This is a genomic window from Gordonia sp. Swx-4, assembly GCF_030316175.1.
In the GTDB taxonomy this organism is placed as follows: Bacteria; Actinomycetota; Actinomycetes; order Mycobacteriales; family Mycobacteriaceae; genus Gordonia; species Gordonia alkanivorans.
This window is the reverse complement of record NZ_CP128197.1, coordinates 48,610-70,028: the sequence shown is the minus strand read 5'-3', so window position 1 is coordinate 70,028 and position 21,419 is coordinate 48,610. Positions and strand designations below refer to the sequence as shown.

17 protein-coding genes and 3 pseudogenes are annotated in these 21,419 nt (G+C 61.5%); 15 read left to right on the top strand and 5 right to left on the bottom strand.

The window, feature by feature from the left end; genetic code table 11:
• Positions 1-224: 224 nt before the first annotated feature.
• Positions 225-557 (top strand): annotated as a pseudogene (locus tag PWF70_RS24170) (mycothiol-dependent nitroreductase Rv2466c family protein); the annotation flags it as partial.
• Here the strand turns inward: PWF70_RS24170 and PWF70_RS00325 are convergent.
• Both PWF70_RS00325 and PWF70_RS00320 read right to left on the bottom strand, forming a co-directional pair.
• Positions 513-1,391 (bottom strand): SDR family NAD(P)-dependent oxidoreductase, encoded by an 879-nt coding sequence (locus PWF70_RS00325; protein ID WP_075863886.1) that lies wholly within the window; start codon positions 1,389-1,391, stop codon positions 513-515. The pseudogene PWF70_RS24170 and the gene PWF70_RS00325 overlap by 45 nt on opposite strands.
• A gap of 404 nt (positions 1,392-1,795) precedes the next feature.
• Positions 1,796-2,725, bottom strand: coding sequence for an IS3 family transposase (locus tag PWF70_RS00320; RefSeq protein ID WP_502876439.1), 930 nt, complete (start codon positions 2,723-2,725; stop codon positions 1,796-1,798).
• 23 nt (positions 2,726-2,748) lie between these two features.
• Between PWF70_RS00320 and PWF70_RS00315 the strand changes: the two genes are divergently transcribed.
• On the top strand, positions 2,749-4,056 hold the full coding sequence (locus tag PWF70_RS00315) for an ISL3 family transposase (protein WP_155225270.1): 1,308 nt from the start codon (positions 2,749-2,751) through the stop codon (positions 4,054-4,056).
• A gap of 14 nt (positions 4,057-4,070) precedes the next feature.
• Here PWF70_RS00315 and PWF70_RS00310 read toward each other — a convergent pair.
• Positions 4,071-4,414: pseudogene (locus PWF70_RS00310) on the bottom strand (transposase); the annotation flags it as partial.
• Positions 4,415-4,817: 403 nt separating this feature from the next.
• Between PWF70_RS00310 and PWF70_RS00305 the strand changes: the two are divergent.
• From PWF70_RS00305 to PWF70_RS00255, 11 genes are read left to right on the top strand one after another with little or no spacing between them, the layout of a single operon-like run.
• Complete coding sequence (locus tag PWF70_RS00305; protein WP_006359633.1) at positions 4,818-5,525, top strand: MlaE family ABC transporter permease; 708 nt, start codon at positions 4,818-4,820, stop codon at positions 5,523-5,525.
• Positions 5,526-5,535: 10 nt separating this feature from the next.
• Positions 5,536-6,399: an ABC transporter permease gene (locus PWF70_RS00300; RefSeq protein ID WP_006359632.1), complete on the top strand. Its 864-nt coding sequence runs from the start codon at positions 5,536-5,538 to the stop codon at positions 6,397-6,399.
• Positions 6,400-6,407: 8 nt separating this feature from the next.
• Positions 6,408-7,442, top strand: coding sequence for an MlaD family protein (locus tag PWF70_RS00295; protein WP_040004233.1), 1,035 nt, complete (start codon positions 6,408-6,410; stop codon positions 7,440-7,442).
• Positions 7,443-8,447, top strand: coding sequence for an MlaD family protein (locus PWF70_RS00290; RefSeq protein ID WP_155225536.1), 1,005 nt, complete (start codon positions 7,443-7,445; stop codon positions 8,445-8,447).
• Complete coding sequence (locus tag PWF70_RS00285; RefSeq protein ID WP_042378899.1) at positions 8,444-9,439, top strand: MlaD family protein; 996 nt, start codon at positions 8,444-8,446, stop codon at positions 9,437-9,439. The genes PWF70_RS00290 and PWF70_RS00285 overlap by 4 nt, the downstream gene beginning before the upstream one ends.
• A complete protein-coding gene (locus tag PWF70_RS00280; protein ID WP_006359628.1) occupies positions 9,433-10,482 on the top strand; it encodes an MlaD family protein in 1,050 nt (349 codons plus the stop codon). Before PWF70_RS00285 ends, PWF70_RS00280 begins: the two co-directional genes overlap by 7 nt.
• A gap of 32 nt (positions 10,483-10,514) precedes the next feature.
• Entirely contained in the window at positions 10,515-10,877 is a 363-nt protein-coding gene (locus PWF70_RS00275) for an MlaD family protein (RefSeq protein ID WP_286352799.1), read from the top strand.
• The gene (locus PWF70_RS00270; RefSeq protein WP_286352798.1) at positions 10,874-11,518 is read left to right on the top strand and encodes a hypothetical protein; all 645 of its coding nucleotides are present in this window, start codon (positions 10,874-10,876) and stop codon (positions 11,516-11,518) included. The genes PWF70_RS00275 and PWF70_RS00270 overlap by 4 nt, the downstream gene beginning before the upstream one ends.
• 26 nt (positions 11,519-11,544) lie before the next feature.
• Positions 11,545-12,477: an MlaD family protein gene (locus PWF70_RS00265; RefSeq protein ID WP_286352797.1), complete on the top strand. Its 933-nt coding sequence runs from the start codon at positions 11,545-11,547 to the stop codon at positions 12,475-12,477.
• A gap of 49 nt (positions 12,478-12,526) precedes the next feature.
• Complete coding sequence (locus PWF70_RS00260; protein WP_230461844.1) at positions 12,527-13,213, top strand: hypothetical protein; 687 nt, start codon at positions 12,527-12,529, stop codon at positions 13,211-13,213.
• Between the two features lie 27 nt (positions 13,214-13,240).
• A complete protein-coding gene (locus PWF70_RS00255; protein WP_006357955.1) occupies positions 13,241-14,884 on the top strand; it encodes a fatty acid--CoA ligase in 1,644 nt (547 codons plus the stop codon).
• Between the two features lie 248 nt (positions 14,885-15,132).
• Here PWF70_RS00255 and PWF70_RS00250 read toward each other — a convergent pair.
• Positions 15,133-18,242: pseudogene (locus PWF70_RS00250) on the bottom strand (MMPL/RND family transporter).
• A gap of 42 nt (positions 18,243-18,284) precedes the next feature.
• Positions 18,285-18,626 (bottom strand): DUF4873 domain-containing protein, encoded by a 342-nt coding sequence (locus tag PWF70_RS00245; protein ID WP_006361213.1) that lies wholly within the window; start codon positions 18,624-18,626, stop codon positions 18,285-18,287.
• Between the two features lie 133 nt (positions 18,627-18,759).
• Here PWF70_RS00245 and PWF70_RS00240 point away from each other — a divergent pair, with 133 nt between their 5' ends.
• Both PWF70_RS00240 and PWF70_RS00235 read left to right on the top strand, forming a co-directional pair.
• Positions 18,760-19,728: an AurF N-oxygenase family protein gene (locus PWF70_RS00240; RefSeq protein WP_006361212.1), complete on the top strand. Its 969-nt coding sequence runs from the start codon at positions 18,760-18,762 to the stop codon at positions 19,726-19,728.
• 213 nt (positions 19,729-19,941) lie between these two features.
• Positions 19,942-21,408, top strand: coding sequence for a flavin-containing monooxygenase (locus tag PWF70_RS00235; RefSeq protein ID WP_286352993.1), 1,467 nt, complete (start codon positions 19,942-19,944; stop codon positions 21,406-21,408).
• The last annotated feature ends 11 nt before the right edge of the window (positions 21,409-21,419 follow it).

The following is a 21,419-nucleotide window of genomic DNA, read 5'->3' as shown; positions in this document are numbered from 1 at the left end:
CATTCCATCTTGACCCGGCATGCCCGTTCGCCTTGGCCGCCTCACGGTGGCTGCTCAACGCCGCGCGGCGCCGACATCGAGATTGATTGGCGGCAAATGAGTTTGGCAGTGCTCAACGAGGGCGCAGATGTTCCTGAGCACCAGCAACAGCACCACATAGCGGTCTCTCGCAGGCTGGGTTGTGTCCTGGCCGCTGCACATGACAGGACCGGCGACAGGCACTCGGACCGCTCTGCACCGCCCCGGGGCAGCGTGTGCACCACCAGAGCGCCGACGTCACCACAGCAATGGTGGCCGACGCGCTCTCCGAAAGCGGCCTCGATCCCCAGCTCGCCGACAATCTCCACGACTCCACCTACGTCAGCGCAGTGTGCGTCGCTCACCGGGAAAGCCAAGACGGTCTCGGCGGCTCCGGTGGATCGCACCGAATGAGTCAGCTATCCCGTGTCCACGCATATCGACCCCCGAGCAAGTTGATCAACTCGCCGGGGCCACTATCTGGGGCATACACGTCAGGGCGCATTGCGTTCTACAAGCCCGTCCGCGATTCTCGATGATGCCGCGCCGACTTGTCGGAGAAGCCGTGCCACTCGCGGCATGACCTCCAGATCGCGGTAGACAGCCGCGTGCACAAGCCAGGCCGCAGCTTCAGCCGCAGTGAGCGCGGGAGTGTGGTGGTATTCGTCGGTGGGCTCGATCATCGGTGTCCGGACGAGCGGGAAAAAGACTGTCGTCACAGAGACCCCTGTGCCGCGCAACTCCGACGCTATGCTGCGTCCGAAAGCGGTAATCGCGGCCTTCGATCCCGCGTATGCCGAGAACTTTGGCATGGCGCCCATCGGGATACCCCAGGTGGACACGTTGATGAAGTGACCGCTGCCGCGCTCCTTCATGGCAGGTAGGAACCCTAACGTCAGTTGCACGGGACCGAAGTAGTTGACCGCCATGGTGCGCTGATAATCGTGTAGCCGATCAGTCGAGTCGAGGACCTCGCGGCGAATCGACCGCCCGGCGTTGTTCACGACGATGTCCGGGCAGCCGTATTTATCGAGCACGTACTGGATCAAGCGAGCTGTGTCGTCGGTATCGGAGAGATCCCCCGGACAGGTGTCGGCATAGCCGCCCTCGGCCCGGATACGCGTGACGAGTTCGTCGAGGCTGTCGGCACGACGCGCCACCGTCAGGACGTGGGCTCCACGACGGGCGAACTCTTCAGCTGCCGCAGCACCGATGCCCGACGACGAGCCAGTGACGAGGACGGTCAAGTTTTGTAGCCGTTTAGCCGGCGATCTGGTGCGAAGTGTGTTGACGAGCTCGACCGGCGTGCGTGGTCGTTGTAAAGCAGTATGCGCGACTCGGGCTGGCACGTATTTCACGGCTACTGTCACCATGGGTGGAACCGTAGATCACGAGGCCCCGCAGCACCAGTGCCCGGCCGTCCGCTGGGGTGCAAACGCTGTCTGTCGGCGCGATCGCTGCCGCTGGCTTCACCAGCGAATCCAGCGCAGCCGGAACCGATTCCGCATCTTTTCCCCGAACAAAGTTGTGCTGCAGGCGATTACATCGCCTAACGGAACAACGTGTCGATCTCTGTACGTCAGGCGAGCGCTGGCGATCAAAGAATGTAAACGTGGACCGCTGTGGCCACAGGTCCCAGCTTGCAACGAGGGGACCTGAAAAGTCGAACTCAGAACCGGCGAGCGACCTTACGTTACGCGCTGCTCGTACGAACACGCGTGCATCCGATGCTTTAGGTCAGCCCGGTCTGAGGGGGACCCATTCGATGGTCCAGTCGCTATGCGGCTTGAGGTTGGTGGGTCGTGGTCCACTGTAGGGCGAACTCGGCGGGGGTGAGTCCGTGGTGGGCCGAATGGGGTCGGTTGGCGTTGTAGTCGATCCTCCAGTCTTCGATGATGACCCGGGCTTCGCGCAGGGAGTCAAAGCGCCAGGAGTTGAGCAGCTCGTCGCGCAGGCGGCCGTTGAACGATTCGATCCAGGCGTTCTGCCACGGGGAGCCGGGGTCGATGAATAGTGATCCGGTGCCGTTGAATCGGCACCAGTCGTTGACGGCGTGAGCGACGAATTCCGGTCCGTTGTCGAACCGCACGTAGCACGGTGGACCATGTATCAGGGCCAGGCGGTCGAGAACGTCAACCACGCCATCGGCGTTGATGACGCGGTCGACGTGGATCACCAGGGCTTCGCGGGTGAACTCGTCGATCACGTTGAGCATTTTGATGGTTCGGCCGTCGGCGGTGGTGTCGAATTGGAAGTCCATCGCCCAGATCACGTTCGGCCGGATTGGGCACATCGCCCCAACCGCGGTCCCGATTCCGGTGAGCCGTTTCTTCCTGCGGCGCTGGGGAACTCGCAGCCCCTCCTCACGCCACAGGCGGCGGATGCGTTTGTTGTTGACCGTGAAGCCCGCTTTGCGCGCGGCGATCGCGGCGCGTCGCCAGCCCCAGCGGGGCCGGTCGGTGGAAAACCCACGTAGCCAGGACCGCAGCTCGGCTTCCTCCGCGGTGATCGGCGCTGGGTGCAGTCGCATCGTGGAGCGGTGGATGCCCACCACAGCACATGCTCGCCGCTCAGATACCGGCTCTTCCTGATTGACGGTGCGTAGAACGGGTTCTACCGGGCACAAGATGTAGGTCGGGTTCGGCGGCGGCGAGCCGGGGATGCGGGCGGGTCCTGTGGTGTGAAGATGAAAGCCCCTACACCTCATCACTCACACCGACAGGACCCTCGTTGCAGCGTAGCGCCATTGCCGACACGATTTGCCGCACGATCGAACTCGGGGTGACGATCACCGATGCCGCTCTCGACGGCGAGGATCGCACACACCTGTTCTGCGAGGTCTTGGCCCCGAAGAGTAGCTGCCCGAGGTGCGAGCGGGCGGGTCGGTTGCGTGATCATGTCGATCGTGAGGTGGCAGATCTACCGATCGTGGGCCATCCGACCCGGTTGCATCTGAGGGTGCCGCGCTACGCCTGCGAGAACGGCGCGTGTGGTCAGGGCATCTTTCGCGCCGACATCTCGGCGATCGTCGCGCCGCGCGCGGCGGTGACGCGCCGCACGATCGCGTGGATTCTTCGGCGGATGATTCTGGACAAGATGAGCGTCTCTGCGGTCGCCGCGTCGGTCGGGTTGGGCTGGAACACCGTGAATGCCCTCGCGTTGCAGGCGGCGCGTACGGTGGCTTCGGCGCCTGGCCGACTCGACGGTGTCAGGGTTCTCGGTGTTGATGAGCACAAGTGGAAACATGTTCGCGGCAATGGTGATTCGAGTTTCGTGACCGTGCTGGTCGACCTCACACCGATTGTGGATGGGACCGGGTCGGCGCGCTTGCTGGATATGGTGGGCGGCCGGTCCAAAGCGGCGTTGAAGGACTGGCTCGATGCCCGCGATGACTCCTTTCGGGACCGGATCCGGGTGGTCACCATGGACGGATTCACCGGGTATCGCACCGCGACCGCCGAGGCATTGGATAAGGCGCGGGCGGTGATGGACCCGTTCCACGTGGTCCATCTGGCCGCCGAGAAGCTCACAGTGTGTCGTCAACGCGTGCAACACGATACGTGTGGGCACCGCGGCCGCACGGGTGATCCGCTCTACGGTATCCGCCGACCACTGCTGACCCGGATCGCGTTGCTGACAGACAAGCAGAAGGCCCGGCTACGTAGCGGGTTGGAGGCTCACGAGGAGCACGTGGCCGTCTCGGTCACCTACACGATCTACCAAGAGCTGATCAACGCCTACGGCCAGGAGAACAAGCGTGACGGCAAGATCGCGATGTACAAGCTGCTCAAACGGATTCATACCGGCGTTCCGTCCGGGCTGGCAGAGTTGGCCCAACTCGGCCGATCATTATGGGCGCGGCGTGCCGAGATCTTGGCCTACTTCGACACCGGCGCCTCCAACGGACCCGTCGAAGCGATCAACGGCCGCCTGGAACACCTCCGCGGGATCGCGTTGGGCTTCCGCAACCTCAACCACTACATCTTGCGGTCACTCATCCACTCCGGCGGCCTCGCACAACACCTCGACGCACTCTGAATCAGGAAGAGCCCAGATACCCCGAACCGCTCACGCAGCATCGTCACGGCGCTGCGCTTGCGGTTCGGGGTCAGAAGTTTCCCGACGAAATCTCCTTGAGCATGTCGATATCGAGGGCCTGGTTGGCGACCAACTTCTTGAGCCGAGCGTTCTCAGCTTCGAGTTCTTTGAGGCGTTTGACGTCATTGGCCTTCATGCCCCCGTACTGGGCCACCCAGCGATGCCAGGTCGACTCTGTGACCTCCAGATGCCGGCACACCTCAGCCAACTCCTGCCCGGTCCCGAGGAGCTTGTTGCCCTCGGCCAGCTTGCGGATGATCTGATCCGGCGTATGCCGCCGGCGCTTGCTACCTGCCATGTCGTCGTCGATTCTTCCTGCCCAAACACTCGGGCAACAGAGTCGCACAACAACTGGACCACTACGAAGGGCCCACCTCAGGTCGTCAACCGAAATAACGAACTCGGAGCAGACCTGCGAGCCCCGCAGAGCCACTGCCGCACATAGGGACGGGCCGGACACGTCATCGAGGGTCAACAGGGCCGGTGTTCCGTCGTGCCGGCTGGTCAATTCGGGCAGAAGTATCCAAACCGCGAATGGGGTACTGCAAGTACCTGGTACTGTGCGAACACCCATCGCGGAGGGCTGTTCAGCAAGGTGAAGGAGAATCAGTATCGCTACGGAACTTGCTGGTCGTGCGACAGACAGTCTTGCGACCTTCGGAAACACGATTGCCCTCGCCGGCCAGGCATTACGGTGGGCCGTGCACGACATTGTCACCGGACGGTTTCCTTTCCGGGAGGTCGTTGTACAGACCTGGTTCGTCATCACCGTCACGACGTTGCCGGCGATCCTGGTGGCGATTCCGTTCGGCGTTATCGTCTCGGTGCAGGTCGGAAGTCTGACCCAGCAGGTCGGGGCCACGTCCATCGCCGGCGCCGCTGGTGGACTCGGGATCATTCAGCAGGGGGCACCGATCGTCACAGCCCTTCTGCTCGGTGGTGCGGCAGGGTCAGCCATCGCCTCTGACCTCGGCGCACGCACCGTCCGTGAAGAAATCGATGCCATGGAAACTCTTGGACTCAACCCGACCCGTCGAGTCGTCGCACCGCGGTTCGTTGCGGTTCTCATCGTCGCTCCAATGTTGTGCATGCTGATCGTGTTTACCGGTCTCGTGGCCGGCTACATCCTGAGCGTCAACGTCCAGGGCATCACGCCCGGAAGTTACGTCGCCTCGTTCGCCTCGTTCGCCTCGTCGGCGGACATCCTGGTGGCACTGATCAAGTCATTGGTGTTCGGTCTCGTGGTCGTGGCGATCGCATGTCACCGGGGTCTGTCCACGAAAGGCGGCCCGAAGGGTGTGGCCCAATCTGTCAACGCCACCGTGGTCCTGGGGGTGGTGGCGTGCTTCGTCATCAACGTGGTCATCACCCAGCTGACAATCATGTTCGTCCCGCAGACCATCGGATGACGGAGAACACGTGACCGCAGTACCATCCACCCGTTTCACTTCGGTCACTCGTCCGATCGTGCGTTCTGTGACGCCCCTCGCCGAAGTCCCCGCACAACTCGGGCACATCACCACGTTCATCATCGACACCGTCGCAGGAATTCGTCACGTCGCGACCACCTATCGACGACAGACGCTCTTGTACATACAGGAGTTTGCCTGGGGACGAGGCGCTGTTCTGGTCGGCGGGGGTACCGCAGTCGTGCTGGTCATTCTCGGAATGGCTGTCGGGGCATCTATCGGCATCCAGGGTTACGCCTCGCTGGACCTGGTGGGGATGGGGTCTCTTACCGGGTTCATCTCGTCATACGCCAACACTCGGGAGTTGGCACCGATGATCGCTGCGATCGGCTTTGCGGCCCAGGCCGGCTGTCGCCTCACTGCGGAGATCGGTTCGATGCGCATCGCCGAAGAGATCGACGCACTCGAATCGATGGCGGTGCGGCCGATTCCATACGTCGTCAGCACACGCGTGGTCGCAGCGATCACCACCATCATCCCGCTCTACATCGTGACGCTGATACTAAGTTTCGCCGCGGCCAAGCTGGTCGTCATCCTGCTACACGGCCAGTCAGGTGGCACCTACGACTTCTATTTCAATGCGTTCCTCAAACCGCAGGATCTGGCGTTCTCAGTCATCAAGGTCCTGATTTTCGTAGTTTCGGTCGTCATCATCCACAGCTACCAGGGTTTCTACGCCACCGGTGGAGCAGAAGGCGTCGGCCGCGCGTCTGGTCGAGCGATCCGCAGCAGTCTCATCGTCATTGTTGTGGAGGACATGATCTTGACCCTGCTGATGTGGGGCTTCGATTCGGGCGTCAGGATTTCGGGCTAGGGGTTGAAGTGGCTGTTTATAAAGATCCGTCAGGGCGCGCGCCCTCAATAACAAATTTGACACTGCGTGGGATTGGGGTCCTCGTCGTAGTGGTGGTTGCGGCCTATTTTCTGGTGTCAAACGCAACCGGAAAATTTGAAGATAACAAGACAGTGACGATCACCACCGACGCGATTGGTGACGGGTTGAAGGGCGGATCGGAGGTGAAGTATCGGGGCCTCACGGTGGGCAAGGTGTCCTCGGTGTCGGTGCGCGACCAAAGCACGTCTGTGAAAATTGAGCTCACCGGAGCGAACGACGACATCCGGTTGCGTCAGGGCTTGGCGGTGAATTACACGTCCGCCAGCGCGCTGGGGCCGACGGCACTGGATATTGTCGACCCCGGGCAGGGAGCGCTCATCCGTGATGGCGGCAGTGTCTATGTGAGCAAGCAGCAGTCCGAACAAACGTCGGTCTCGACCCTGATTCGAAAACTTTCCAAGCTGGTCAATGCTCTCGATCAGCCGGCGTTCAATTCTGTGGTGAAGTTTGTCGTCGACGATTCCCAAACGTTTGCCGACGCCGGCAAACTCATGTTCCAGATCGCACAGCTCACTCGGGACGTTCAACAGCGGCCAGTGGGCCAGGATTTGGCGATCGCGGCAGACGTGTCCGAGGGTGTTGCCGACTTCATGAAGCCGTTCATTCCGGGCATCCTCATAAACGTCGACATCGCTGACTTCTTCGCCACCGACGAGGCCATCAAACAGACCAAGGGCAACCTCAACGACACCGGCGAGGTCCTGTTCGGCGCACTCGGAGGACTGTTGAACAAAAACTACCCGGCGTTGAGTTCACTACTGGACGTCGGCCTCGATCTGGCGAGGCCAGTCGCCAGATCGGCCTCGGGGCTCGCGCGGACCGTTTACACCATCCCGCAGATCCTGGACAGCATCGACAAGGCCACGCCGCAGGTCGGCGAGCGAGTACAACTTCAGGTCGCCCTGGTAGTGCAGACGTCACCTGCGCTGCAGAGCGCGCTTGCAGTAGGAGGACCGAGGTAGATGAAGCTCAAGTCGTTAACTCCCACCATCATCAAGATCGTCGCGTTCGCCGCAGTCATCGGCGTTCTCACCTACGTGATCATCGCCATCCTCCAACCCAGCTCGGATGGACCGAGTTCTGAACGATCAGCGGTCTTCTCCGATGCCTCCGGGCTCAAACCTCGCGACGGTGTGCGGCTGGCTGGAGTCAAGGTCGGTTATGTGACGGCGATCGACCTGAACGGGCCCACGGCGGTCGTTCATTTCCAACTGAACGACGACATCACGATCACATCGAAAACCACCGCCGCCGTGCGTTATCAGAATCTTCTCGGACAGCGATATGTCGAATTGATCGGTGCGGCACAGGGGAAGACACAGGGGGAACTCACACAGGTGGCGCTCGACAAGACCATTCCCTCATTTGATGTGTCCACCTTGTTCAACGGATTCAAGCCGGTGTTCGACACGCTTAATGCCGACGAGATCAATGAACTGCAGTCCAATTTATTGCGCGTTGCTCAAGGTGATGGAAGGGGCATATCGCCTGTTCTGAAGCAGATCGCCAACATCACCGCCTACGGGAACCAGCGGTCTGAGATCATCACGAATATTGTGACGAGTCTCGGCCAGGTCTCCGACCAGCTCGAAGGCCGCTCGGCGGAGATGGTCGAACTCGTCGACAAGCTGGGATCGATCGTCGACGCCTTCAGCCGCGTGAGTGACCGGCTGCGAGAGTCGCTACGCGAGGTCAACCGGTCCATGTCGAAGACGGTCCTCACCGGCGAGCAACTCGAGTCAACGTACGACCAGAGTTTCGCGGCGATCTATCAGCGTCTGGCGCGAGAACCCGGGGAGTTAGAGGGTCTACTCAACGGTGCGGTGCTGCTCAAGCCCCTTATGGACTCGCTCACCGCTGCGACGAACTCCACGCCGAGCGAGGCGCAATGTTCGAAAGGTCTCCTGCCCCTGCCGGATACAGCGCAGATTGCGCTTATGGGGCAACGATTGGTGGTGTGTAAGTGAGGTTGTTCAATCGAAATCGATCGCATCACCAGCCCGAACGCAGACGCGACCTCATCGTCGCCGGTGTGGTGGTGGTGACCGTGGTGGTCGGTCTGGTCATCGCCGGGGCCGTGTATATCGCACCGCCCGGTCAAAAGGTGTACTCGGCCCATCTGGTCAACACCGGCGGGCTGGAGTCGGGTGATCAGGTGCGTATAGCGGGGATAAGACAAGGGAGGGTGTCGTCGGTGGACCTCACGGGAACGGTTATCACAGTCAAATTTCGACTCGACGACTCGGTGTCAGTCCGTTCGGATGCTACCGCAGCGGTTCGCCTGATCACGCCGATCGGCGGGCGAGTTCTCGATCTGGACCCAGGGTCAGGACCGACCGCGCTGTCGGGGGCCATCCCCCTTGTTCAGACATCGAGTACCTACGACATCTCCAACACGCTCGAGACGACGACGCCGGTGTTCCGTGATGTGAACGGCGTCGATCTCCGTCAAACTGCGGCGCTGCTGCAGAATGCGTTCTCCGACGGCAACACAAACATTCCCGACGCACTGAGGAACACCAGCAGTCTGATGGACCTCCTAGAGCGACAGTACGGTCAGCTCGACAAAACGGTCGCTCTATCGGATGAATACGTCAAAGCTTTCGCCGACCAAAAACAGGTGCTAGTCGACTTTCTCCGTCAACTCAGCTTCCTGGCCAGGACGCTGGGACCTGATATCCAGAACGTCCGCGACGGGTTCGACTATCTCAGGCGTCTGTTCAAACTCCTGACGAGGCCGCTCGTGGCGTACCGCGATGGCATCGAACCGTCCGTGCAACAGTTCAAGACGCTCCTGGACAAGGTGTCGACAGAGATGCCGGGCTACTCCAATGCCCTGACACAGATCGATCAGATCACTCAGCGCCTCGGCGTCCTCCTCCAGGCGCCGGTCGGTGCGCCGGCCACCACAGAACCAGAGGTTCGTGTGTGCATTCCGAGTGGTGACGACAAATGCTGACCACCTGGGTCCGAAGACTGCTGCTCCTGATCGCCGTGGTGGTGGTGGTCATCGCTGGTATCGGGATAGGCCGGACAGCGTCCGACGACACGCGCGCCCTGTGCGCAGAGTTCACCGATGCATCGGGCCTCTTCGAAGGCAACGCAGTCGCCATGCTCGGCAAGAAGGTGGGCAGCGTCGTCGGGGTGCACCAGAATAAAGGTCAGTCCGGTGTAAGGATCGACATGCGGGTCGACAAGAGCGTGCCGCTGTCTGCCGACGTCGGCGCGACTCTGGTGTCGACATCCATCGTGACCGAACGTCAGATCGAGTTCACCAAGCCGTACTCCGGTGGAGCCCGATACGAGACGAATCAGTGCATTCCGTTGAGTAAGACGAGAACCCCGCTGGGAATCAGTCAGACGCTCGACTCGATCAGCGACTTGTCCGAGGACCTGGTCAAGGACAACGGCAGAAACACCGACGCCGTCCTGCAGTCCCTCAAGCTCGTTTCCCGCAATCTGGAAGGGACCCAGGGTGACGTGGCCGGGATCATCAAGGACTCTGCCACGCTCATCAACGACCCGGCCAAGCGGGATGGACAGGTTCGCAGGATCGTCGGGAACCTCGCAACACTGACGGGGGTGGCAACCGAGAACGACAAAGAGGTGACCGCCCTCTTCGACAACTTCGTGGGTGCCATCAATGTCATCGTCGCGTTCGGCCAGACGTTCGGCGCGGCAGTCGAGTACGCGGGGACGTTCGTACCGATCCTCTCGCGGCTCGCAACGGATTTCGGGCCCCCAATATTCGCGATCGGTGATGCTGCCGTTCCGCTCATCGCCGGCATGGGAGAGCAGCCGGACATGGTGGCAGCGGTCGCAGCCCGCACGGCAGACCTCATCATGAAACACCCCGATGCCAAGTCGATCGTGCAGGCGTTCGCAGTGTCGCTGCCTTTGCGAAGCCTCGTCAGTGGCTGCGCCGCGCCGGTGGCAAACGGCGTCTGCGGGCCCGGCGATGCATCAAGGACGATCGCCGGGATGATGGGGGGAGGGGCCTGATGATCTCAGTCAACCGGGCACGCCTCGGACCCATGGTGATCGCACTGATGGCAGCGATGGTGTTCGTGACGTCGTGTGGGATCAACGCTGACAATCCGCCGACCATAGGAACCTCTGACGGCAACGGCTACGACATCCAGATGGAGTTCACCAGCGCACTCAATCTGCCGGCCCTCGCAAAAGTCCTCTCAGAGGGGCTCAGCGTCGGAACCGTCGAGAATGTCACGTACGAGAACGGGCATGCGGTCGTCAAAGCTCGCATCGATAACAAGACTCAGCTGCCGGCCGAATCGCGAGCCGAGCTGCGTCAGGACACTCTCCTTGGTGAGATCTACGTTTCCATCCTTCCCCAGCCGAGCCGTCGACGGGTGCCTTGCTGCGGTCGGGTTCGGTGATCCCGCTGGCACGGACCGAGCCGGCAGCGAATGTCGAGGACGTCATGCGTGGGATGGCGAATGTTCTCGGCGGCGGTGAACTCGACAAGATCCACACCGCGATCTCGACATTGAACACCTCGTTCCCCAAGGATCCGCAGGAATTCGACGCCCTGTATCGGACAACGCTGGAGACCGTTTCGGAGGTCTCCTCGAACACTGACAAGCTCGACGTGGTGTTGAGGTCGGCTGATCGGACTCTGAAGGTGATTTTGGCTGATCCGTCGGGAATCGACCGGATGCTGACTAAGGGCGGAACCAACTTCTATGGCCTCGGCTACTCCCTGATCGACGTCGCGTTACTCATCGCCAACTTGCGTACATTTGCTACGGCCGCGGGCAGGATCGTGGATCCGGAGTACTCACGCATCAAGGAGTCGGTGGCCGCGATCGCCCCGGTGATCGCGTCGATCGCCAACTCCGACATTTACTCGAAGTCCGTCACGGAGCAGGCAACGCGCGTCATCCGCGACAAACTCATTCCATTCGTGGGGTCGCCTGACATCAACCTCTCGGACATCTCCATCGATGGTCGGGACCTGGCGCGGCGTGACGCCGAATCGTTCATTACCGTGTTGAAATCGATCGGAATGATGCCGTGAACCGCAGCAGCAGCACGCTCATATCGATGGTGGCTTTGGCCGTCGTGTTCGTCGCAGGGCTCGGCTACCTCGTCGTCGGCGTGGCACGCGTCAACCCCACCCGCTCCGAGTACTCGTTAACCGCCTTCATCGACAGCTCAGGCGGTCTACTGGACACGTCGCCGGTGATGGTGCGGGGGATACCCGTCGGAAAGGTGGCCTCCATCAACGTCGTGGATTCGGCACTTAAGGTCGAGATGGCGATCGATTCCGATCACAAGATCCCCCAGGACAGCGTGATGTCGATCCAGAATCTGTCGATCGCGGGGGAACAGTACATCAACTTCGTGCCCGGGGGCACGGCCACCGGCGGGTACTTTGACAACGGAGACGTGGTGCCCGCTGAGGCGGTGCACGTGTCGCAATCGGTGCCCCAGGTGTTGCCGAAGATGGCTGCGGTGGCAGATGGGCTCGACCCGGCTTCGATCGAGTCCATCAACAAGACCGTCGCCGAGGCCGTCGCAGGACGGCAGGGAGACCTCGACATGATCGGCGACATGATGCACCGTCTAGTCGATTTCGTCGGCAAAGATGGGTCCGTCCGGGTGACCGCGGACAACGCCGAGTTCCTGCTCGGCCTCATGTCCAATGTCGGGGACGTCCTCAGTACGGCAGCTGTGCGTACCCCTGACGCCGTGAACGGATTGGCGCGAATTCAGCGGGCGTTCATCGAGTTCACAACCACCTCGTACGACAAGTGGCCTCCCGTGTTGAAGCTTGTGGACAAGCTCAGTGGCTATATCCAGATCCTGCAGCCTGATCTGGTGACGATCACCCGGGCGGTGAAACCGGCGACAGAGAAGGTCGCGGACACATACGTCGACTTCGGATCGATCGGCGACCTCCTCGCCCGAACCTTCCCGACGTCGCGACCAGGTCGCGCCGAGGTCCCCATCACCGTGTCGCAATCACCAAGATGACGGCTTGTCCGCAAGCGACTGTCACCAGCAAGTACACAGAAGGCCCCAGATGACAAATGACGAGCAGACCAGACCGCCTACTGAGGCCACTGAGGTCGAGGGCGGCGCGGCAGCAGCGACGACGGATGGCGATCTGCTGGTGGACGAGAACGCCAAAACCGCTTCCGTAGCCGCGACGGGGGTTGACGACAGCGACGTCGACTCCCCCTCGCCGAGTGGGCGTCGCTGGTCAGTATGGCCGCGATCACGTGCTGCCGTGGTCGTTTCGGCCGTGATCGTGGTGCTCGCTGTGCTGGTCGGCGTGTTCGCCTACCTCTACCTCGAGGCCGACGACGCGAAGTCGGTATTGGAAAACGACGCCGCGCAACGGGCTGCGGCGGCGGAGGCCGCCTCGGATTACACGACCAAGTCCCTGACCTACAGCTATCAGAACACCGACGCCTTTTTTGCGGCGGTCAAGGAGAACGCAGGTGAGGCGCTCGTCAAGCGTTACGACGAGGTTCGACCGACGCTGACGCAGATCATGCAGCAGGCCCAGGTGCAGGCGTCGGGACGCGTGCTGGCCACCAGCGTCACTGGTGAAACCGACGGCGAGTACACGGTGATGGTCTTCGCGAGCCAGAAGACGCAGAACGTGCAGAACCCGCAACCGAGTGAACTGCCGACGTTGTTGAAGGTGGTCGTGTCGAAAACGGCTGGGGGCTGGCAGATCCAGGACTATGGCCCAGCAGAATAAGGCGGCTGTGCCGCAGAAGGAGTATTCATGAAGAGCACGATGCAGGACGTACCTTTGACGGTGTCGTCGATCCTTCGCCACGTCGCGACGAATCACGCCGGAAGGCAGGTGATCACCTACGGCGGCGCCGAACCGGCTCGAACCACGACTTACGGGCCCCTTGAGGAACGCTGCGGTCAGCTGGCCAATGCTCTGCGTCGTGCCGGTGTGGGCGACGATGACCGTGTAGCTACTTTGCTGTGGAACAATCAGGAGCACCTAGAGGCGTACGCTGCGGTTCCCGCCATGGGTGCCGTCCTGCATACCCTGAATCTGCGGTTGTCTGCGTCCCAACTGTCGTTCATCGCGAATCACGCTGAGGACCGGGTCATCATTACGGATAGTTCGCTGGTGCCGTTGTTGGCACCGGTGCTGCCGGGCCTGTCGACCGTACGTGTCGTGTTCGTCGCCGGCGGTGGGGAGGTGTCGGCGCTGGAGGGCAACGGCGTCGAAATCATTCGTTATGAGGACGCGCTCGCTGCGGAGTCCCCGGCCTTTCCGTGGGCAGAACCCGATGAGAGATCGGCGGCGGCTATATGCTACACCAGCGGAACCACGGGAGACCCCAAGGGGGTTGTCTACAGCCACCGTTCGATGTTCCTTCACTCGATGGCAGCCTGTACCGGCAATGCGCTCGCCGTGGAGGAGGGTGACCGAGTCCTGCCGGTGGTGCCGATGTTCCACGCCAGTGCCTGGGGTCTTCCCTATGCGGCCCTTATGGCGGGTGCCGACTTGCTTCTGCCCGACCGATTCCTGCAGGCGGCGCCTCTGGCGGACATGATTCAGACACATCGGCCCACGAAAGCGGGTGCCGTTCCGACCATCTGGAACGATCTGTTGCAGTTTGGGTCATCGCATCCCGATGTGGATCTGTCGTCGATCAGTCTGGTCGCCTGCGGGGGTGCGGCGGTGCCGCAGTCGTTGATCGAGGGATTCGCGGACAGGTTCGGCGTCCCGATTATCCAAGCGTGGGGGATGACGGAAACCTCGCCACTCGCCGCGGTGAGTCGACCACCGGCCGGTGTCGCACCGGAATCCGATATGACGTATCGCAAGCGTCAGGGCCGTGCCATCTGTGGCGTCGAGATGCGTCTCACCGACGAGGCCGGTATGCCGGTTCCACGTGACGACAGGTCCGTGGGGGAACTGGAAGTGAGGGGGCCGTGGATCACCGGTGGCTATTATAATATGGACGAAGACAGCGACAAGTTCCGTGACGGCTGGCTGCGGACTGGCGATGTTGGCCACATCAGCCCGGACGGCTATCTGACGCTCACCGATCGAACGAAGGACGTCATCAAGTCCGGTGGCGAGTGGGTCTCATCGGTGGAGCTCGAGAACACCATAATGGGCCATCCTCAGGTGGCCGAGGCTGCCGTGATCGCTATCCCCCACGAGCGATGGCAGGAGACGGCCCTAGCCGTGGTCGTCCGGACGCACGGCAGCGACGTTACCGCCGATCAACTCGGCCAGTGGTTCCTCGAGAATTGCCCCGCCGAGATCCCTCGTTGGTGGATTCCCAAGAACTGGGCGTTCGTGGACCAGGTGCCACGCACCAGCGTGGGCAAGTTCGACAAAAGAGCTTTGCGTGCCCAACATGCCGACGGGGATCTCGTCGTCGTGCCGAACTGAACACATTCTCGCTGACGGCGGCGGTTCGCTGAACCGCCGCCGTCTGGTGTTCACCGCCTCGGCTGATGCTCTCAGAAGTGCTCAGGCCAGGCAGTCCGCAGCGATGACTCACACTGCGACCGAGCATTACAGCACGGGGTGTAGCGAAAGCGTTAGCGCGAATGGGCAATTGATCGTGGGGCCGTTTCACAGCAGGAACCGAGAGTTCCTGTCAACCCTCGCGCGCCTGATGTAGATTCACCCCGCCATCAGCGATTAGACGTCGTCAAAGGTCCTCTGGCATAGGGTCCTACCTCGGTGGAATCCCGGCTCACGGCCGCGCGGTGCAGCCGCCCTGGCCACCAGCTCGCCTCACCGAGCAATGCTGCCAGCGCAGGGACGACAATCGTGCGGACGAGAAAGGTGTCCAGGAGTAACCCGATACCGATGATGAAGCCGATCTGCACCATCACGTCGATCGATCCCAGCATGAGTCCGAACATGCTCGCCGCGAAGATCAAACCGGCCGAGGTGATGACCGAGCCGGTGTATGCGACGGTGCGTAGAACTCCGAGCCGGATATTGGCCACCGATTCCTCTCTGAGCCGGGAAACCAACAGCATGTTGTAGTCGGCCCCCACTGCCACTAGAACGATGAAAGACACCAGCGGGACCGGCCAGGCAATTTCATTGCCGAAAATGTGTTGCAGAACTAGGACACCGATGCCCAGAGCGGCTGCGTAGTTGAGAACGACAGTGGCCAGTAGATAGATCGGTGCGACGATCGCCCTGAGTAAGAGCATTAGGATCAGGCCGACTATCAGGATCGTTCCGAATCCGAGTAACTTGAAATCGTACGCCAGAAGTCGTTGGATGTCGGCGTTGATCGCCGGGAACCCGGCGACAGATGCGCGCGCACCCTGCAGCGTGGTGTTCGGCATGGCGTCCTCGGCCACCTTCGACAGACTGTTCGCCAACGTCATGGCATCCGCGGTATACGGATCGTAGGCGGTCTGCACTACAAAGCGAGCAGTCTTGCCATCCGGCGAGATGAACTGGCGCGCCACTTGGCTGAACTGTTGATCCTTGAACGCGTCGGCGGGTAGGTAGAACCCCGTTGCCGAGTCAGTGTTGCCGATGTCCCGGGCGGGCGCGCGTAGCTGGGCGGCCACTTGAGACAGGCCCGCCAGCAGCTGTACGTTGCTGTCCACCAATGCGCTCACACCGCCGGACAGCTGTCGGGCCCCGTCGGCGAGCGCTCGGACGCCCGTCTGGAGCTGTGACAACCGACTGCCGAGGTCCTGGCCGTTGATCGTCTGCAGAGCGGAGTCGAGGACGTTCAATGAGCTCTGCAACTGCGCGAGGTCCGCCGTTCCCGGGCCCTCGACTCCACCGAGCTGGGTAGCGAAGTCCGCGATACGACCGAGGGACTGGTTGTCGGCCAATGCGCGGATGTCCGAGGTCTGTGTCTGCAAGGCCGAACACTGCGGGATCTGGACGCACCAGGGAGCATCGAGTGCACTCAACGCCGGTGCGACGGCGTCGGCAGCCGACTGTGCTTGTCGTGCCACTCGAGACAGCTCGGGAGCTTGTTGGGAGAATTCATCAAGTGCGGGCGCCGCAGCAGCCAGCTGATCGACGAGCGGACGATACTGGCTGAGCTGCTCGCCGGCCGACGAGGCCTGCTCGAGCAACCCCGACAGCGGCGCGAGGTTGGTGGTGACCTGCTCGTTCAGCAGAGCAAGACCGTCGGCGAGTTGTGATGACCCGGTCTTTAGTAGGTCCAGGTCGCCCTTCCGTGACTGTGCGTCATCGGTCTGTTCGGTGATACCACTACCGATCTGGTCGTTCTGCCATGACAACTCAGCCTGCTCGAGCTTCTCGCCCGTCGGGCGGGTCACCCCGATGACGCGGGTGACGCCGGGCGTCTGCGCGACGCGCGACGCCATCTGTTCAAGATCGGCCAGTCCCTGGCCGGTGCGCATGTCTTCGTTCGACTCCACCAGAAGGAATTCGGAGATGATGGTGTCTTTGGGAAAGTGCCGGTTCAGCAGCGCGTATCCCTCGTTGCTTCCGGTGTCCGGCGGCTGACCTTCCCGATCGTCATAGGTGATTGTCATGGTGGTCGCGATGAGGCCGAGAGCGATCAGTGCCACCAGGCTCACCGCGAGCAGCGGGACCGGCCGCCGGATCACCCCGTTCCCACCCGATGCCAGTACCGTCTGGTGAGGTCACGACGAGGTAGACCCGCGCCACGCTTTGCCGCGAACGACAGCACGGGGGGCAGCAAAGTGACGGTTGCCAGGAAGCCGAAGGCGATAGAGATCGCGCACGCCGGGCCGAGCGTGTTGAACACGCTGAGTTTGGCGAACGCCATCGCTAAGAAAGCAAAGGCAACTGTCGCTGCGGACGCGAGCACCACGCGACCGATCGTTGCGGTGGCGTTCGCAATGGCCACGTCAGGGGTATCGCCCGCCCGGATGCCCTCGTGATACCGGCTTATGAGGAATACGGAGTAGTCGACTCCGGCGCCGAAGATGATTACCGTCATGAACATCGAGGTGAATTGAGACACGGGCATGCCCAATTCGCCCAGACCCGAGAGCACCCCGCGGCCCACTGCCAGGCTCATGCCGACCACCAGCAGCGGCATGAGAGCGGTGAAGATCGATCGGTAGACGATCAGCAGGATCCCGGCGATCAACAGCACCGTGGCGAGCGTGATCACGACCAGATCGGTCTCACCCACCGCGAGCTGGTCGGTGAACGTGGCAGGTGGACCGGTCACCCGAACAATTGTGTCGGTACCACTGAAGATTTCGTTCGCGGTGTCACGGACCGCTTCCACGGCGTTGGCAGCGTCCGGTCCGCCCAACGTCCCGGTGACACCGATAGGCAGATACCACGCCTTCTTGTCTTTGCTCAGCGCCTGACTCTCCGTGAGCGGGTCGCCGAGCAGGTCGCGGACTGCGATGACGTGTTCCGTGTCCGCACGCAGTGCGGTCACCAATTCGTCATACCTGGCGCGGGTGGTGTCCGAGAAACCCCTGTCGTTCTCCATGGCGACGAAGACGGTGGTCTTGGCCCCCTTCTCATTGAACGCCTCACCCATCCGGTCGAGCGTCTGAAATGACGGTACGCCCGCGGGTATCGGGTCCACCGACTGCTGTCGGATCACGGACTCCAGCTGCGGGAATAGCACCGCTAAGCCGACCGCAACCACGACCCAGACCGACGCCACGAATCCCTTGCGCCGCAGCGTGAACCAGGCGACCTTTTCCAGTTGAGCGCTGTATTCACCGGTGCCGGCAGAACGCCTTGATGGACGGTTGTGAACGATCGACGACCTGGCCACGTACGAATTTCCTCTCGGACTCATTGGATTGGGGGAACGCCCCACAGGCGGCTCCGTGCGGGTCGGTCAGCTGTGATGTTCACTCTCTGCTATCGACTCCACGTCTTCGAGCGTGGTGGGGATGTGGTACGGCGGCCTGCTCGTGCCCGTAATGCGATAGCGGTCCCAGAAATCAGGATCGCCCACGACGCACTCGGCGCGGCCCTCTGGTGTCACGAAGACAGCAACCGTGCGCCTGCCCGCGAGGAGGGCGTCGAGCGCATCATTTTTGTCGATCCTGCCGTACCAGGTGTACAAGCCGTTGAGGGGCTGGAAATAGCCTTTGATTTTCACCCGGACAGCAATCTCCTTGCCGCGGCACACCAAGGTGCCCTCGCCGGAGTAGTCGAGATCGTGGTCGTCAGACACGTAAAGCTCACTTTCTTCACATCAAGCGTTGACAAAAGAACACACTGGCAGTGACACTAGCAGTATCGGGTACCCAGAGTATCGGGTATAGAGACGAGACTCAGCTCGGCCCGGAACACAACGGAGGTGTCACATGACCGTTCAGAATGTTGAGATCAAGCCCGACGTTTCGACGGAAGGGGTGTCGCGCGTCAGTGCCCGCAAGCCCGTCGACATGCAAAGGTCTGCCGGCCGACTCCTGCGGGCGGCGGCCGAAAAGTTCTACGACGCGGAGATCGACATCGATTGGGACTCGCCCTGGGAGGAGGGAAAGTACTTCCTGCCCGAGCATCGTGTCTCGCTCTACGGCACCAAGCTGTGGGAGAAAATGAGCGATGAGCAGAAGGTGGAACTCGGGCGCCATGAAATTGTCAGCATTCTCAGCTTCGGTATCTACGCAGAGAATCTGCTCAGCTCAGCGCTGCTCCGAATGTCTGCCAAAGGTGCCCTGACAGATCAAAGGGCCCTCTACGCCCTTAACGAGATCGGCGACGAGGCACGTCACTCGACGATGTTTGCCCGGTTGATCAACAAGACGGGACTGGCGCCGTACAAGTTGCCGAAGGGATTCTTGGGCTTCGCGAAGATTCTGCATTTTGTGCCTCTCGGCCCGTCTGTATCCGGCGCGACATTGCTCATCGAAGAGATACTCGACCGCGCTCAGCGTGAGGCGATGAATGACCCGAAAATGCAGCCGCAGCTGCGCCAGCTCATGAAGATCCACGTTCTCGAAGAGGCCCGCCACATCACCTTCGCGCGGCTGGAAATGGTGGAGGGGATGCAGCGTCGCGGACGCATCTCGCGCGCTTGGCATCGAGGCACGCTGGCGGTCATTGCGAACTTTGCGTACCCGTTGCTCATCAATCCGAAGGTGTACCCCGCTGTCGGAATCAACCGTCTGCGCGGGCTGTGGGCGCAGCAGACGAGCCCGAACTATCGCGTCAATTTGCAGTTCATGTCCGAGCCTATGATCCGGTTCTTCCACGAGGCCGGGATGATGGAGGGGAAATTCACGATGGCGATGTGGCGCGCAACGCGCAGCCTGCCCGACGATCTGCGCTAACACCCTCAGCCTGGCCCCCTCGGCCACTCGCCAACCCTCGACCCCACGTTCGGATGTCTCCGTTCGCGGGCTCGGGTGGATGACATTCTCACACCTGCGACGCGTTCCCGCGCCGTGCAGGTCCGTCTGCTGTATTTGATCAGGGAGCTTTTCACTCAATGCCGTCCTCCAACACCAAGCGCGCGGCGCGCCGCCACGGCGACAGACCCGGGAATAGCCGAGCCTATAATCACCAAGGTACTCATCATCGGCAGCGGATTTTCTGGGCTCGGTATGGCCGTGCAGCTCCGCCGGCGCGGGTATAGCGATTTCATCGTGCTGGAAAAGGCCGACTCTGTCGGTGGAACCTGGCGCGACAACACCTATCCAGGATGCGCATGCGACGTGCCGTCACTGATGTACTCCTACTCGTTCGAGAGCCGCGGTAGTTGGTCGAAGGTGTGGTCTTCGCAGCCCGAAATCGAGCAGTACCTGAAAGAGATCTCCGACAAGCGTGGTGTCACTCAGAAGATCCATTTTGGGCAGAAGTTGGTCTCCGGATACTGGAGCGAGTCCGAATCTCGGTGGCACCTGCGTACCGAGTCGGGCCGGGAGTACATCGCGCAGTACGTCGTGTCCGGTGTCGGCGCTCTGCACATCCCGAACTATCCGAACATCCCCGGAATCGATGAGTTCGCCGGCCAGGCATTCCATTCGGCAAAGTGGGACCACACGGTGGATCTCCAGGGCAAGCGGGTGGCCGTCATTGGCACCGGTGCCAGCGCGATTCAGTTCGTGCCATTCGTGCAGAAGGAGGCCGGCACACTCACGGTCTTCCAGCGAACCCCGGCTTGGGTACTTCCACGCAAGAACTTCGCGGTGCCGACGGCACTTCGGACCGTGCTCAGCAAGATCCCTATCACACGCCGCCTCGCTCGGTGGTCGGTCTACTGGGGCGCAGAGAGCCTGGCCTTCGGGCTCAACGGCCACTCCAACCTTATGCGACCAATCGAAAAAGTGGCGAAATGGAACATCGAGCGTTCTATCGCCGACCCTGAGCTACGCAGAAAGCTGATGCCGTCCTACCGCATCGGATGCAAACGCATCCTGGGATCGAACGACTACTACCCTGCACTCGCCGCGCCCAACACGACAGTGATCAGTGATCGGATTGAAAAGGTCACCGCGGATTCTATCGTCACCGCTGACGGCGTGTCACATCCTGTAGATGTGATCATTTACGCCACAGGGTTCCATGTCACAGACGGATTCGATCAACTCGCGCTCAAGGGCGCCCGGGGCGAAGACTTGCCGTCGCACTGGCACCGGACGGGCATCAACACCCACCTCGGCATCACCACCGAGGGCTTCCCGAACCTGTTCTTCCTGCTCGGGCCCAACACAGGTCTTGGACACAACTCTGTGGTGTTCATGATCGAGCAGCAGATCAAGTACATCATGAAGGCCATCGACGCCGTCGACAGTCGCGGAGCGCAGCGTGTAGATGTGCGGCCCGAGGTTCAAGAACACTTCAACAAGAACATTCAGCACAAGCTCGCCAAGGGGGTATGGACCAACGGCGGGTGTACGAGCTGGTATCTGGACTCGCAGGGTGTCAACCGTACGGTGTGGCCCGGGTTCACCTGGCAGTACTGGCGAGCGACGAAGGACTTCAAGCCCGCCGAGTACGAGATCGCCTGACAACCCAGCCG

What these genes read in the sequence shown, in the direction of transcription:
- PWF70_RS00325 (WP_075863886.1), bottom strand. Translation starts at nt 1,391, where the DNA reads ATGGTGACAGTAGCCGTGAAATACGTGCCAGCCCGAGTCGCGCATACT.
- PWF70_RS00320 (WP_502876439.1), bottom strand. Translation starts at nt 2,725, where the DNA reads ATGAGGTGTAGGGGCTTTCATCTTCACACCACAGGACCCGCCCGCATC.
- PWF70_RS00290 (WP_155225536.1), top strand. Translation starts at nt 7,443, where the DNA reads ATGAAGCTCAAGTCGTTAACTCCCACCATCATCAAGATCGTCGCGTTC.
- PWF70_RS00280 (WP_006359628.1), top strand. Translation starts at nt 9,433, where the DNA reads ATGCTGACCACCTGGGTCCGAAGACTGCTGCTCCTGATCGCCGTGGTG.
- PWF70_RS00275 (WP_286352799.1), top strand. Translation starts at nt 10,515, where the DNA reads ATGGTGATCGCACTGATGGCAGCGATGGTGTTCGTGACGTCGTGTGGG.
- PWF70_RS00265 (WP_286352797.1), top strand. Translation starts at nt 11,545, where the DNA reads ATGGTGGCTTTGGCCGTCGTGTTCGTCGCAGGGCTCGGCTACCTCGTC.
- PWF70_RS00260 (WP_230461844.1), top strand. Translation starts at nt 12,527, where the DNA reads ATGACAAATGACGAGCAGACCAGACCGCCTACTGAGGCCACTGAGGTC.
- PWF70_RS00255 (WP_006357955.1), top strand. Translation starts at nt 13,241, where the DNA reads ATGAAGAGCACGATGCAGGACGTACCTTTGACGGTGTCGTCGATCCTT.
- PWF70_RS00240 (WP_006361212.1), top strand. Translation starts at nt 18,760, where the DNA reads ATGACCGTTCAGAATGTTGAGATCAAGCCCGACGTTTCGACGGAAGGG.